The 13,761-nt window shown below is 72.5% G+C and carries 11 protein-coding genes; 6 read left to right on the plus strand and 5 right to left on the minus strand.

Going from position 1 to position 13,761, the window contains the following annotated elements; genetic code table 11:
- Nucleotides 1-30: 30 nt before the first annotated feature.
- Nucleotides 31-483 (plus strand): MerR family transcriptional regulator, encoded by a 453-nt coding sequence (locus DEJ30_RS02300; RefSeq protein ID WP_110858857.1) that lies wholly within the window; start codon nucleotides 31-33, stop codon nucleotides 481-483.
- Nucleotides 484-607: 124 nt separating this feature from the next.
- Here the strand turns inward: DEJ30_RS02300 and DEJ30_RS02305 are convergent, their stop codons facing one another.
- The 3 genes from DEJ30_RS02305 to DEJ30_RS02315 all read right to left on the minus strand — a co-directional run bounded on the left by DEJ30_RS02305 (nucleotide 608) and on the right by DEJ30_RS02315 (nucleotide 2,880).
- Nucleotides 608-1,189: a PadR family transcriptional regulator gene (locus tag DEJ30_RS02305; RefSeq protein ID WP_027465044.1), complete on the minus strand. Its 582-nt coding sequence runs from the start codon at nucleotides 1,187-1,189 to the stop codon at nucleotides 608-610.
- A complete protein-coding gene (locus tag DEJ30_RS02310) occupies nucleotides 1,186-2,046 on the minus strand; it encodes a DUF4097 family beta strand repeat-containing protein (RefSeq protein WP_110858858.1) in 861 nt (286 codons plus the stop codon). The genes DEJ30_RS02305 and DEJ30_RS02310 overlap by 4 nt, the downstream gene beginning before the upstream one ends.
- Nucleotides 2,047-2,202: 156 nt before the next feature.
- Nucleotides 2,203-2,880: a YitT family protein gene (locus DEJ30_RS02315; RefSeq protein ID WP_181419959.1), complete on the minus strand. Its 678-nt coding sequence runs from the start codon at nucleotides 2,878-2,880 to the stop codon at nucleotides 2,203-2,205.
- Nucleotides 2,881-2,941: 61 nt separating this feature from the next.
- Between DEJ30_RS02315 and DEJ30_RS02320 the strand changes: the two genes are divergently transcribed.
- The 3 genes from DEJ30_RS02320 to DEJ30_RS02330 all read left to right on the plus strand — a co-directional run bounded on the left by DEJ30_RS02320 (nucleotide 2,942) and on the right by DEJ30_RS02330 (nucleotide 8,770).
- Nucleotides 2,942-4,393: a PLP-dependent aminotransferase family protein gene (locus DEJ30_RS02320; protein ID WP_258369775.1), complete on the plus strand. Its 1,452-nt coding sequence runs from the start codon at nucleotides 2,942-2,944 to the stop codon at nucleotides 4,391-4,393.
- A 171-nt stretch (nucleotides 4,394-4,564) separates the two neighbouring features.
- Entirely contained in the window at nucleotides 4,565-5,239 is a 675-nt protein-coding gene (locus DEJ30_RS02325) for a DUF6518 family protein (protein ID WP_110858859.1), read from the plus strand.
- 63 nt (nucleotides 5,240-5,302) lie between these two features.
- Nucleotides 5,303-8,770: an efflux RND transporter permease subunit gene (locus DEJ30_RS02330; protein ID WP_110858860.1), complete on the plus strand. Its 3,468-nt coding sequence runs from the start codon at nucleotides 5,303-5,305 to the stop codon at nucleotides 8,768-8,770.
- Here DEJ30_RS02330 and DEJ30_RS02335 read toward each other — a convergent pair.
- Nucleotides 8,767-9,063 carry a hypothetical protein gene (locus tag DEJ30_RS02335; protein WP_110858861.1) on the minus strand — a complete coding sequence of 99 codons (297 nt, stop codon included), beginning with the start codon at nucleotides 9,061-9,063 and terminating at the stop codon, nucleotides 8,767-8,769. The genes DEJ30_RS02330 and DEJ30_RS02335 overlap by 4 nt on opposite strands.
- Nucleotides 9,064-9,194: 131 nt before the next feature.
- Nucleotides 9,195-10,205, minus strand: a complete 1,011-nt coding sequence (locus DEJ30_RS02340) for an alpha/beta hydrolase (protein ID WP_110858862.1) — start codon at nucleotides 10,203-10,205, stop codon at nucleotides 9,195-9,197.
- 110 nt (nucleotides 10,206-10,315) lie between these two features.
- Between DEJ30_RS02340 and DEJ30_RS02345 the strand changes: the two genes are divergently transcribed.
- Complete coding sequence (locus DEJ30_RS02345) at nucleotides 10,316-11,170, plus strand: PPK2 family polyphosphate kinase (RefSeq protein WP_181419960.1); 855 nt, start codon at nucleotides 10,316-10,318, stop codon at nucleotides 11,168-11,170.
- 270 nt (nucleotides 11,171-11,440) lie between these two features.
- Entirely contained in the window at nucleotides 11,441-13,579 is a 2,139-nt protein-coding gene (locus tag DEJ30_RS02350) for a DEAD/DEAH box helicase (RefSeq protein ID WP_110858863.1), read from the plus strand.
- The last annotated feature ends 182 nt before the right edge of the window (nucleotides 13,580-13,761 follow it).

Here is a 13,761-nt window from a genome sequence, read left to right on the forward strand (position 1 = left end):
GACGCAGCGTCAACCAGTACAGTCGCCAGCATGAACGGATCGACAGGCCCGGACGACGCAGCTGCGAAAGCTCCCCACGCCATCACCGAGGTGGCGCGTTCCGCCGGCGTCTCGAGTCGGACCCTTCGGCACTACGAGGCCGTCGGACTGCTGCCGGCCACCGCCGTCGGCGCGGGCGGGCTCCGGCGCTACGACGACCGCGCGCTCGTCCGGCTGCAGCGGATCCTGCTGCTGCGCGGACTCGGACTCGGACTGCCGGAGATCGCGCGACGCCTCGACGACGAGGGTGACGACGTCGCGGCGCTCACGGCGCACCTGACGTGGCTGGAGCACGAACGGGACCGGCTGGCCCGGCAGCTCGCGGCGGTGCGCACCACCGTGGCGCGCGTCGAGCACGGGGAACCCCTGACTGCGGCCGAGGCGTTCGCCGGCTTCGCGCCGACGCGGCTGTCGGTCGTCGACCCACCGGTTGCGGGACGGTGAGGAACCAGGTTCCGGACACGGCACCGCGCATCTGCACGGTGCTGTGTCCGGAACCTGGTTCCGCGGGCGGTCCCGGTGACGGCCGGGAGGCCCGTGGTCGCGACCGCCTGTCGGCCGCCGGCCGTCAGAGCGACTTGCGCAGGGCCTCCAGGCCGTCGCGCAGCCGCGTCACGGTGTCCGCACCGAGCGTGCCGCGGGTCGCCCGACGGCGCAGGTCCGCACGCACCTGCTGCCGGAACGACGACAGGGCCATCTCGAGCTCGCGCAGGGCGCGGGCGCTGTCCGACGGCACGGACACGGGCTCCTCGGCGGAACCGGTCGCCGGGCTCTCGGCTGCGGCGGCCAGGTCGGCACGGAGCGAGCGCATGGCCTCGCCGACCGAGGCGCGCACGCCGTCGGCCAACGACTTCACCGAGTCGCTCACGCCGGACTCGACCGCGGCGATCTCGTCGGCACGCGCCGCGAGCTCGGCACGGCCGGCGTCCGTGATCGCGTAGACGGTCTTGCGCCCGTCGGCGGTCTTGGTGACCAGGCCGTCGTCCTCGAGCTTGGCGAGCCGGGGGTACACGGTGCCGGCGCTCGGCACGTAGGTGCCGCCGAAGCGGTCGCCGAGTGCCTGGATGAGCTCGTAGCCGTGCATCGGGTGGTCGGCCAGCAGGACGAGCAGGTAGAGGCGCAGGTGACCGTGGGCGAAGACGGGGCTCATTCGGGCACCTCGCTCTCGTTGGTCGGGGTGGTCGGTGTCGTCGGGGGTGCAGGTTCGGCGACCGGCGGGGCGTGCAGCACCGCGATGTCGCCGGAGACGGAGTTCACCCGCAGGTCGAGCCACTGGCCGGACAGTTCGCCGCCCTGCTTGACGTACGAACCGCGTACCCCGCGGATCTCGGCGTCGTCGAACTGCAGCTTGCCGGTCGCGGTGTTCACCGTGCACTTGTAGGCGACGCCGTCCGCCAGGCGGACGCTCACCGACCCGGACACCGTGTTGACGCGCGCGGACTCGGGGACCCCGTGCAGGTCGAGCACGACGTCGGCTGAGACACCGTCGGCCTGGAACCGCGGGATCTCGCCGGTGGCCACGACGTCGCCGGAGACGGTGTGCACCGCGAGCGCGCCGTCGAGGTCGCGGATCGTGGTGGCGCCCGAGACGGCGTTGACCGTGACGTCACCCGCGACGCCGTCGACGACCAGGTCGCCGGACACCGTGTTGAGCGTGGCACCACGGTTCGTGCCGGACAGCAGCGCACCGGCCGAGACGACACCGAGCGTGATGCCGGCGTCGCGGGGGACCAGGATGCTGACGTCGGCGTGGGCCTTGCCGCGGAAGGACTTCAGGAACCCGATGGGGTCGTCCCACCGGACCTGGGGGTGGTCGACGGTGAGGGTGTCGCCGTCGACCTCGATGAGCATCTGCTTGCCGGACACGCTGTGGATCTCGACCCGGGCCGTGGGTTCGTCGTGCGCGACGACGTCCACCTGCCCGCCGACGAGGCCGACACGCACGGTGCGCACGATGCCGGTGTCGATGACCTTGGGCTCGTCGACGAGCCACTTCTCCTGCGCCATGTTGCCTCCTGGAACTCGCGATGTATCGCGTCTGTGCAGGTCACGCTATATCGCGTTCCCTACGGCCGCAAGGGGTCGCACACGATCGCCGGGCGATCGCCGGGCGATCGTGAGCAGGACTGGTCGGGTCGGCGCCGTGGACCCGACCGTCCCTGCTCACGAAGCGGGCGTGGCGGGGGTGGGGCGGGCCTCCAGGGCGGGTGCTGCGACGCCGGGCGCTGCGGCGGTGCGCTCGGGGCTCCACGGGAACCGGCGGAAGTGCGGCATGAGCGGCTGGACCATCGGGCCGATCGCGAACGCCGCGATGACGGTGCCGACGCCGACGTCCCCGCCGAGGATCCACCCGACGATCACCACGGTGACCTCGACCAGGGTCCGCGCGAGCCAGATCGGCCAGCCGAGCCGCTGGTGCAACCCGACCATCAGGCCGTCCCGCGCGCCCGTGCCGAACCCCGCACCGATGTAGAACGCCGTCGCGATCGCGAGCAGCACGAGTCCCGCGGCGAACAGCCCGATCCGGGCGACGAGCCCCGACGGCTCCGGAACCAGCCAGAGCACCAGGTCGGCACTCGGCCCGATCGCCAGGGCGTTCAGCAGCGTCCCGATGCCCGGCTTCTGGCGCAGCGGGATCCACAGCAGCAGGATGACGCCGCTCGACACGACCGTGATGACCCCGAACGACCACGGCACGACGTTCTCGAGCCCCTGGGTCAGCACGGTCCACGAGCTCACGCCGACCACCGCGCGGACCTGCAGTGCGGTCGAGGCGCCGTAGAGGAACAGTCCGACGAAGAGCTGGACGAAGCGCAGGGTGAGGGCGGTGCGGCGGGGCATGTGGCCATCGTCCCGACAGATTGGCCTGCTGGTCGAGAGCCAATCGCGCTACCGTGGACCCGTGCCCCCTGTCCTGATCAGTGCCCGTGCCGCCGCCCACCTGCTGACCGACTGGCGCGCGAGCACCGACGCTCCGGCCTACGAGGCCCTCGCCGATGCCCTCCGGGTCCTCGTCATCGACGGTCGGGTCGCCCAGGGCGTCCGGCTGCCGGCCGAGCGCGGCCTGGCCGCAGCCCTCGGTGTCTCACGCACCACCGTCGCGAACGCCTACGCCCGGCTGCGCTCCGACGGGTTCCTGGTGTCCGTCCGTGGCTCGGGCAGCGTGGTCCACCTGCCCCGTGACCTGGTCGGCCGGCCCGACCCCGAACGCCTGGGCGGAGTCGTCGAGGGGGACCTGCTCGACCTGCGCAAGGCGGCCCTGCACGCGGCCCCCGGCATCGACGAGGCGGTCGAGCGGGCGGTCCGGCACGTGCCCGCCGCGCTCGCCGGCATCGGCTACGACACCGTCGGCGACCCCGGCCTCCGCGCCGCGATCGCAGCGCGCTACACCGAGCGCGGACTGCCGACCGAGCCCGCCCAGGTCATCGTCACCATCGGCGCGCAGCACGCCATCGCCCTGCTCGCGCGCGTGCTCGTCCGCCGTGGCGACGCCGTCCTCGTCGAGTCCCCGACCTACCCGCACGCGCACGAGGCCTTCCGCGAGGCCGGCGGCCGTCTGGTCGGCGTCCCCGTCGATGCGCGGACGGGGTGGGACGCCGCCGCGCTCGAGACGACGCTGCGTCGCACCGCGCCCTCCGTCGCGTACGTCATGCCCGAGCTCCACAACCCGACCGGTGCGACCATGTCCGCATCGACCCGCCAGCTCCTGCTGTCGGTCGCGTCCTCGGTCGGCACGACCGTCATCGCCGACGAGACGATGGGGGAGCTCCGGATCGACGGTTCGCCGTCGCCGCCGTTGGCAGCGGCCGACCCGTCGGGGGCGTCGGTCGTGATGATCGGTTCCGCCGCCAAGGTCTTCTGGGGCGGGCTGCGGATCGGTTGGATCCGTGCCGACCCGGCGCTGCTGCAGCGGCTGCTGCTCGCCCGCCCGACGGGCGACCTCGGCACCCCCGTGCTCGACCAGCTGGTCGTGCGCGAGCTGGTCCCGCGCACGGCGGCCGTCCTGGAGGCGCGGCGTGCGTCCCTGCGCGAAGGTCGCGACGCGGTCGTGGGGGCGCTCCGGGCGCGGCTCCCGGAGTGGGACGTCCCGGCGCCGGCGGGCGGCTTGACGACGTGGGTCGGGCTCGGCCGGCCGGTGTCGAGCGCGCTCGTGCTCGCCGCGAGGGCCGAGGGCGTGGTGCTGGCCTCGGGCGGGGTGTTCGGGCCGGACGGCGGGTTCGAGCGGTTCCTGCGGGTGCCGTTCACGATGGCCCCGGCCGACCGGGGGCGGTTGGTCGACGTGCTGTCGCGTGCGTGGGAGCGGGTCGGTGGCGAGTCGACCGGGGTGCGGGGGTCGTTGGCGGCGGTGGTCTAAGAGGTGCGTCGGGCTCTCGGGCTCGGTGTCATCCGCCGGGCTCGGTGTCATGCGCCGCGGCTCGGTGTCGTGCGCCGGGGGCTCGGTGTCATCCTCTGGGGTGAGGCCGGGTCCGGGGTTCTCGCTCCCCGGGGTGATGCGGCGTCGGTGGGGTCCGGCGAGGCTGGAGCCATGAACGCGACCCTGTCCGCCGGAACCCGCTCCGCTGTGCCGACGCCCGTCGACCCGCCCGCGCCGGTCCCCGCCGTGGTGCGGGTCACCATCGCGCTGAGCGGGGCGGTCCTGGCCGGCGTCCTGACGTCGTTCGGGCAGGCGGTGCCCGCACTCGCCTCCGTGTCGAACTCGGCCGGACCGTGGTTCCTCGTCGCGGCGCTGCTGTGCCTGGCGGCCGGAGCACGAGCGGGCCGCGTCGCCCTGCCGCTCGCGATGGTGCTCGGCGTCGTGCTCCTCGAGCTCATGCACGTCGGGTACTGGGCCACGACGGTCCTGCGCGGGTTCCCGGACGTGCTGTCGATCACGAACCCGTGGGTGCTGCTCGGGGTGCCGGCCGGGCTGCTGGCCGGGGCGGTCGCCGTGGCGGTGCGGTCCCGCGACGCCCGGTGGCGCGCGGGGGCGCTCGGTGTGACGGCCGCGGTGCTCGTCGGTGAGGGGATCCGCGGGCTGCTGCAGGTCGCCGCGACGACCGGGCACGTCACCTGGGTCGTCGAGATCGTCGTCGGGGTGGTGCTCCTCGGCATCGGGGTCCTCGGCACCCGCTCACCCGTCGCGCGCGTGGTGGCGCTCGGCACCGGGGTGGTCGGGACCGTCGCGGTGCTCGGGGCGTACCTGTTGCTCGGCGGGTTCTGATCCGACGGCGGGTTCTGGCTGCCAGCCGAACGTTCGTCGGTCGGTCCTGCGAGGATCGATGACGTGCACCTCCTCTCGGTCTTCAGCCTGCGCAACCGGGCCCTCATCGCGCTCGTCACGATCGTGGTCGCGGTCTTCGGCGGCATCGCGCTCTCGAGTCTCAAGCAGGAGCTGATCCCCAGCGTCGAGTTCCCGCAGGTCGCGATCGTCAGCGCCTACCCCGGAGCCACGCCAGAGGTCGTGTCGAACGACGTCTCGACGAAGATCGAGCAGGCGATCCAGGTCGTCCCGGACCTCGAGTCGACCAGTGCGACCTCGTCCACCGGGCAGAGCGTGGTGTCGGCGTCGTTCCAGTACGGATCGAACCTGGCCAGCGCCGAGGACAAGATCCAGACCGCGGTGAACGCGCTGTCGCTGCCCGACTCGGTGCAGACGCAGATCGTCACCGGGTCCTTCGACGACCTGCCGGTGCTGCAGGTCGCGGTCTCGGCGTCCGGCAACCAGGAGCAGCTCGTCGACCGGCTGCAGGCCTCGGCGATCCCCGACCTCGAGAAGCTCGACGGCGTGCGGCAGGCGGACGTCTTCGGCAACCCGGGCCGTCGCGTCGTCATCACGCCGGACCAGGACGAGCTCGCCGCCCGCGGCTTGACCCAGACGGCGATCTCGGACGCGCTCGACGACAACGGCACCCTGATCCCCGGCGGCACCATCACCGAGGACGGCTCGACCCTGTCGGTGCAGACGGGTGAGCGGATCGCTTCGCTCGAGGACATCCGCGCGCTGCCGCTGACGAGCTCGTCGAGTTCTTCGGGCTCGTCGGGCTCGGACGGATCCGGGTCGGGTGCCGCCGACGGGACGACGTCGTCCGGTGACGGCACGGCTGCGGGTGCCGCCGGTACGGGTGCGACCGGCGCCGGTGCGACCGGAAGCGACACGGGTGCGACCGGCACCGGGGCGACCGACACCGCCCCCACCGGTGACGCCGCGACTGGCGGGTCCACGACCGCGGCCACGCCGACGGACACCACCCTGGGTGACGTCGCGAAGGTCGCCATCACCGAGTCGCCGCGCACCTCGATCAGCCGGGTGGACGGCCAGCAGGCCCTGACGATCTCGATCACGAAGACGCAGGAAGCCAACACCGTCGACGTCTCGACGACCGTGCGCGACGCCCTGCCCGGTATCGAGGACAAGATCGAGGGTGACCCCCGCTTCACCGTCGTCTTCGACCAGGCGCCCTACATCCAGCAGTCCATCGACTCCCTCGCCGAAGAAGGCCTGCTCGGGCTCGCCTTCGCGGTGATCGTCATCCTGGTGTTCCTGCTGTCGTGGCGTTCCACGCTCGTCACCGCGATCTCGATCCCGACGTCGGTGCTCCTCGCCGCGATCGGCATGCGCGCCGCCGGGTACACGCTCAACATCATCACGCTGGCGGCCCTCACGATCGCGATCGGCCGCGTGGTCGACGACTCCATCGTCGTCATCGAGAACATCAAGCGGCACATGCTCCCCGGCGTCGACCGCGGCCGTGCCGTGCGGGACGCCGTGCGCGAGGTCGCCGGAGCGGTCACCGCGTCGACGCTGACGACCGTCGCGGTGTTCCTGCCGGTCGCCTTCGTCGCTGAACTCGTGGGGGAGCTGTTCCGACCGTTCGCCGTGACGGTCACCCTGGCGCTCGTCGCGTCGCTGTTCGTCTCGCTCACCATCGTCCCGGTGCTCGCGTACTGGTGGCTGCGCCCGCCGAAGGCGAAGCCGGGCGATGCGACGACGGCAGCGGACTCGGAAGCGGATGCAGCGCCGTCGGCGGGCGTCGCCGGGCACGATCACGACCGGTCCGAGGGCGTGCTCGCCTCCGCCGCGGACCTGCACGACGCCGGAACCGCCGACCGTCTGCGCCGCGTCTACCTGCCGGTGCTCCGGTGGGTCGTCCGGAAGCCGGTCGTCGTCGTCCTGCTCGCCGTGATCGTGCTCGGCGGAACGGTGGCCACGCTGCCGTTCGTCACCACGAACTACCTCGGCGACTCCGGGCAGAACACCTTCACGGTCACGCAGGACCTGAAGGCCGGCTCCAGCCTCGCCGTCCAGTCCGAGTCCGCACGCAAGGTCGAGCGGGCACTGCAGGACGTCGACGGCGTCGAGACCGTGCAGACCACCATCGGCACGAGCGGCCAGTCGATCCAGGCGGCGTTCGGCGGGGGCGGCAGCGCCTCGGTGCAGTACGCCGTCACGACCGATGCCGAGGCCGACCAGCCGACGATCCAGGCCGACGCCCGGAAGTCGATCGGTGCGATCGAGGACGTCGGCGAGGTCACCATCGCGTCCTCCGGCGGCGGGTTCGGCGGCAGCAGCGACATCGAGGTCGACGTCACAGCGCCGACCCAGGCGCAGCTCGAGACGGCGTCGCGTCAGGTGCTGAAGACCATGCGGTCGGTCCCGGACACCACGGGCGCCACGAGCAACCTGTCCGCGGCGGAGCCGTTCCTCGCCGTCCGGGTGGACCGCCAGAAGGCCGCGTCACTCGGCCTCACCGAGACGCAGGTGGGTGGCCTCGTCGCCGCAGCGGTCTCGCCACGGGACACCGGCAGCATCGAGATCGACGACGCGACGCTCGACGTCTACATCGCCGACCCCGAGCCGCCGACCACCATCGCCGCACTCCGTGCCCTCGACGTCCCGACGAGCACCGGCACGGTCCCGCTGTCCGACGTCGCCACGGTCGAGGAGTCCGAGGGACCGACAACGGTCACCACGACGAACGCGGCCCGCACCGCCACGATCACCGTGACGCCGGACGCCACGAACCTCGGTGCGGCCGTGCAGTCCGTCACGACCGCCGTCGACGAGCTCGACCTGCCGAAGGGCGCGACCGCCTCGATCGGTGGTGTCGCCGCCAGCCAGTCGTCCGCGTTCTCGCAGCTCGGGCTCGCGGTGCTGGTCGCCGTGCTGATCGTCTACGTGATCATGGTCGCGACGTTCCGGAGCCTGCTCCAGCCGCTGCTGCTGCTCGTGTCGGTGCCGTTCGCGGCGACGGGCGCGATCCTGCTGCAGATCGCATCGGGCGTCCCGATCGGCGTCGCGTCGCTGATCGGTCTGCTCATGCTCGTCGGCATCGTCGTGACGAACGCCATCGTGCTCATCGACCTCGTCAACCAGTACCGACGGCGCGGGTTGCGGGTGCGCGAGGCGTTGATCGAGGGCGCGACACGACGCCTCCGTCCGATCCTGATGACGGCGATGGCGACGATCTTCGCGCTGCTGCCGATGGCGGTCGGGCTGACCGGCAAGTCCGGCTTCATCTCGCAGCCGCTGGCACTGGTCGTGATCGGTGGCCTGGTGTCCTCGACGCTGCTGACGCTCGTGGTGCTGCCGGCGCTGTACTTCGTGGTCGAGCGGGCTCGCGAACGCAACGACGACCGGATCGCCGCGGGGAAGACCCGGAAGCAGGCGCGCGCCGAGCGACGCCAGGAACGCGTGGAGCTCCGGCGGGAACGGCAGCGGCGACGGGCGGCGCGTTCCGGCAGCGCTGCCTAGCGGCGGTACTCGGCGTCGATGGCGGCGAGGGGCGAGACGACGACACGCTCGGTCCGCTCCTCGCGCTCGACCGCTCGGAACCACGACACGAGCACCAGGGTCAGCGTCACGAGGAACACCACGGCGGCGCCCTGCGACACGACGGCCAGCTGCCCGGTGACCGAGGCGTACCCGCCGAAGGCCACCGCGGCGACGAACGACAGCCCGAGCAGCAGCTCCCCGAACGTCTGCAGCGCCGGGCGGTCCCAGCGGGTCGCAGCGGCGCGGGCAGGGCGGGTCGAGGTGTCGGTCACCCCCGAAGTCTGCGGCCGGGGGCTCGACAGCGGCAGTCCCGACTCCGGGTGGCACCCACCCGGGGCACGCGGCCGGTCGCCTTGCGAGGCCAGCCGGTCAGCTCGCGTGGTCAGCCGGTCAGCTCGCGCGGTCAGCCCAGCTGCGTCCGCAGGAACGTGGCCACGCGGCGGCTCATCGCCTCGTCGAGCTGGGCGATCGAGTGTGCCGTGCCCTCGACCGCCACGAACGTCACCGGGACGTCGTGGGACCGGAGCGTCGCGGCGAACTCCTGCGACTCCCACATCGGGATGAACTCGTCGGTGGAGTGCCCGATGAAGAACGGAGCGGTGTCCGAGGTGACGTGGAACTCCGGCGACGCCCGGGTGGCCGCCGGGCACCTGGCGTACGACCGGCACCCCAGGTAGAGCAGCTGCTTGCGCTGGAAGGCCGCCGAGACCCCGTCGGGCTCGGTGGACCGGGTGGTCAGGTTCGTCGGCCCGCTCAGGTCGACCACGGCACGGATCCGGTCGCCGTCGGCGTACGCGGCGGAGTCGTGGTCGGTGACCGCGAGCATCGCGGCGAGGTTGCCGCCGGCGCTCCCGCCGAACACGCCCACGCGCTGGGAGTCGACGTCGTAGGTCTCGAGCGTCGCCGGACGGAACACGTAGTCGAGCGCACGGCGGACGTCGTCGAGCCCGGCCGGGAACGGGTCGGTCGGCGCCAGGCGGTAGTCGACGTTGAACGTCACGAAGCCCTCGGATGCCAGGTACTTGCACACGGACCGGTAGGCGGCGGTCGCCTTGTCACCGTGCGACCAGCTGCCGCCGTGGATCATCAGGACCGCCGGGCGTCCGGTGGTGGCCCCGACCGCTCGGGCATCGGGGTCGGCGGTGGCCGACGGCGTCGCGGTGGGGGTCGCCGTCGTCGCGGGGTCGCTGTCGGCCGGCAGGCACACGTCGAGGCGCTGCAGCGGATCGGTGCCGTAGGGCACGTCCGCCACCACGTCGATGCCGTGGTACCGCAGCGACAGCGGGTAGATGATGCTGTCCGCGGTCACCGTGGCGTTCTCGTCGCCGACCGGGTCCGTGCTGCAGGACGCCATCGCGCCGAGCGCCACGACCGCGGCGACGAGCGCGAGCACTGAGCGGCGGCCGGACTTCATCACGTCAACGCTAGCCGCACCGGCGGCCGCCCACGTCACCCGAGCGGACGATCAGCGGCAGTGCGAGGATGAGCACGGCAGCCGCCGACCGGAGCACCGCAGGAGGACCCGTGAGCAGTCGCAAGGCCTGGAACGCCGATCCCGAACCACTGCTCCGCGTCGAACCCGGGTTCCGCCTCGACCAGGTGGACCCGGACGACACCCCGGGCTTCCCCGGTCGCAAGATCGACGGCCTCGAAGCCCTCGCCGCCGGCGCCTCCCGTCTCGCCGCCCTGCAGGAGCGCCTGTACGCGGCGTCGACCGCCGGTGACGAGCGCCGGGTGCTGCTCGTACTGCAGGCCATGGACACCGCGGGCAAGGGCGGCATCGTCTCGCACGTCGTCGGTGCGGTCGACCCGAACGGGGTGCGCTACGCCGGCTTCAAGGCCCCGACGGCCGAGGAGCGCGAGCACGACTTCCTCTGGCGCATCGAACGACAGCTCCCCGCGGCCGGACAGCTCGGCGTGTTCGACCGCTCGCACTACGAGGACGTGCTCGCACAACGGGTCCGTGGGCTCGCCGCACCGGACGAGATCGAACGCCGGTACGGCGCGATCACCGCCTTCGAGGACGGCCTCGCCGCCGCCGACACGACCATCGTCAAGGTGATGCTGCACATCTCGAAGGACGAACAGCGCGAGCGCCTCGGCGACCGGCTCGACCGCCCCGACAAACACTGGAAGTTCAACCCGGCCGACATCGACGACCGCCTGCTCTGGGACCGCTACCAGCAGGCGTACCAGATCGCCCTCGACCGCACCTCGACCCCGCAGGCTCCCTGGTACGTGGTGCCCGCGAACCGCAAGTGGTACGCCCGCCTCGCCGTGCAGCAGCTCCTGCTCCGGGCGCTGGAGGACATGCAGCTGTCCTGGCCGAAGGCCGACTTCGACGTCGCCGAGCAGCGTCGTCGGCTCGCGGAGTCCTGAGCGCGCGACCACCGGACTGGAGGCCCGTCCCGCGCCCGGCACGCCGCCGCCGGACCGCGCGGGGCTGGCGTCAGGGCACCGGCTCGCGTAGACTCGCTCGGTCGGCCTTCGACGTCGTGACATTGTGATCACGGAAATTCTGCTGGGTGTGTGTTGCTCGAGGGCTGGAATCACGTCGACTCGCGACGGGATGAACCCCCTCTCCGCAAGCAGCCCCCGCCGATGTCGCTGTCGGGCGCTGCGGTACGTTGCGCACCCGAGAAAGCAGCCATGGCCCCGTACAACAAGGGCGGCGCGGACAACCGCGCCTCCGACCGCGTCCGCCACCCGAACGGCACCCCCGCCGCCCGCAGCAGCAAGCACCGCGGGTTCCGCGCCGCCGACCCGTCGCAGCCCCGCCAGAAGCAGCGCTGGGATGCCGAGGAGCGTCGCGGCCGCTCGTCGCAGGGCGAGCGTCCGGCCCGCCCGAACTGGGAGCCGCGTGACAGCGGCGGGCAGCGTCGCCCCGACCGCGATGACCGTGGCGGCCGCGGCTTCAACCGTGATGACCGCGCCCCGCGTCGCTTCGATCGTGACGACCGCGCGCCCCGTCGTGACAACGACGACCGTCCGCGTCGTTCGTTCGACCGCGATGACCGAGCACCGCGTCGCTTCGACCGTGACGACCGTGCACCGCGCTCGTTCAACCGCGATGACCGTGCGCCCCGTCGTGACAACGACGACCGTCCGCGTCGCTTCGACCGTGACGCTCCCTACTCGCACGGCCGTCCCGACGCTCCGCAAGCTCCGCGTCGCGCCGGAACCGGCTCGCAGGGGCCCAGCGCTCCGCGCAGCTTCAACCGTGACGACCGTGCGCCGCGTCGTGACAACGACGACCGTTCGCGTCGCTTCGACCGTGACGACCGTGCACCGCGCTCGTTCAACCGCGATGACCGAGCGCCCCGTCGTGACAACGACGACCGCCCCCGTCGTTCGTTCGACCGCGACGACCGTGCGCCCCGTCGTGACAACGACGACCGCCCGCGTCGCTCGTTCGACCGCGACGACCGCGCCCCGCGTAAGTTCGACCGTGACGACCGCGCCCCGCGCAAGTTCGACCGCGACGACCGCACCGACCGCGCCCCGCGCCGCTCGTTCGACGAGCCCGAGCGCGGCAAGTTCGTGCCGGCCGACGACGTCAAGCTCGAGAAGCTCCAGGCCGAGGCCACCATCGCGGCCGACGTCGAGGGCGTGACCTTCGGCGACCTGGGCATCGGCGGCAACATCTCCCGCGCCCTGCAGGAGCTCGGCGCCTCGAGCCCGTTCCCGATCCAGGCGGCGACGATCCCCGACGTGCTCGCCGGCAAGGACGTCCTCGGTCGCGGCCGCACCGGCTCCGGCAAGACCATCGCCTTCGGTGCGCCGCTGGTCGAGAAGCTCATGGAGCACGGCGGCGGCACCAAGCGCAAGATGGGCCGCGCTCCGCGTGCGCTCATCCTCGCGCCGACCCGTGAGCTCGCCCTGCAGATCGACCGCACCGTGCAGCCCATCGCGCGTTCGGTCGGCCTGTTCACGACGCAGATCTACGGCGGCGTGCCCTACGGCCGTCAGGAGGGCGCGCTCGAGCGCGGCGTCGACATCATCGTCGGCACCCCCGGTCGTGTGCAGGACCTCATGAACAAGGGGAAGCTCGACCTCAGCGAGGTCATCATCTCCGTGCTCGACGAGGCCGACCACATGTGCGACCTCGGGTTCCTCGAGCCGGTGCAGGAGATCCTCTCCGCCACGGCCGAGGTCACCCCGCAGGGCAACCGCGCGCAGAAGCTGCTGTTCAGCGCGACGCTCGACACCCAGGTCGCGGCGCTCGTCGAGCAGTTCCTGCACGAGCCGAGCGTGCACGAGGTCGCGGGTGAGGACCAGGCGTCCTCGACCATCGACCACCGCGTGCTCGTGGTCGAGCAGCGCGAGAAGGACCGTCTCCTCGAGGAGCTGGTCGCCGGCGACGGCAAGACCATCGTCTTCGCCCGGACCCGCGCCTACGCCGAGCGTCTGGCCGACCAGTTCGAGGACGCCGGCATCCGCGCGACCTCGCTCCACGGCGACCTGAACCAGTCGCGCCGCACGCGCAACCTGCAGCTGCTCACGAGCGGCCGGGTGAACGTGCTCGTCGCCACCGACGTCGCCGCCCGCGGCATCCACGTCGACGACGTCTCGCTCGTCGTGCAGGCGGACGCCCCGGACGACTACAAGGCGTACATGCACCGCTCCGGCCGCACGGGTCGTGCCGGCAAGGAGGGCACGGTCGTGACGATCGTTCCGCGTGGCCGCATCCGCAAGATCGAGGGCATCCTCGAGCGCGCCGAGATCGAGGCGGACCTGGTGCAGGCCGCACCCGGTGACGGCATCGTGTCGGAGCTCGCCGCGCGCTAGTCGCGACCACACGACGGACGGGAGGTGGGCCCCACCCGCCGGTACCGGCGTGACGCGCCAGCGGCATGATGGCCGTGACGGGAGGTGGGCCCCACCCGCCGGTACCGGCGTGACGCGCCAGCGGCATGACGGCCGTGACGGGAGGGACGGTACCAGCTGGTACCGGGCCTCCCGTCCGTCAC

The sequence above is a fragment of the Curtobacterium sp. MCPF17_003 genome (assembly GCF_003224385.1).
Taxonomy (GTDB): domain Bacteria; phylum Actinomycetota; class Actinomycetes; order Actinomycetales; family Microbacteriaceae; genus Curtobacterium; species Curtobacterium flaccumfaciens.

Coding starts and splice junctions, on each gene's coding strand:
- DEJ30_RS02305 (WP_027465044.1), bottom strand. CDS start 1,189: ATGAGCCCCGTCTTCGCCCACGGTCACCTGCGCCTCTACCTGCTCGTC.
- DEJ30_RS02325 (WP_110858859.1), top strand. CDS start 4,565: ATGAACGCGACCCTGTCCGCCGGAACCCGCTCCGCTGTGCCGACGCCC.
- DEJ30_RS02310 (WP_110858858.1), bottom strand. CDS start 2,046: ATGGCGCAGGAGAAGTGGCTCGTCGACGAGCCCAAGGTCATCGACACC.
- DEJ30_RS02315 (WP_181419959.1), bottom strand. CDS start 2,880: ATGCCCCGCCGCACCGCCCTCACCCTGCGCTTCGTCCAGCTCTTCGTC.
- DEJ30_RS02340 (WP_110858862.1), bottom strand. CDS start 10,205: ATGAAGTCCGGCCGCCGCTCAGTGCTCGCGCTCGTCGCCGCGGTCGTG.
- DEJ30_RS02300 (WP_110858857.1), top strand. CDS start 31: ATGAACGGATCGACAGGCCCGGACGACGCAGCTGCGAAAGCTCCCCAC.
- DEJ30_RS02350 (WP_110858863.1), top strand. CDS start 11,441: ATGGCCCCGTACAACAAGGGCGGCGCGGACAACCGCGCCTCCGACCGC.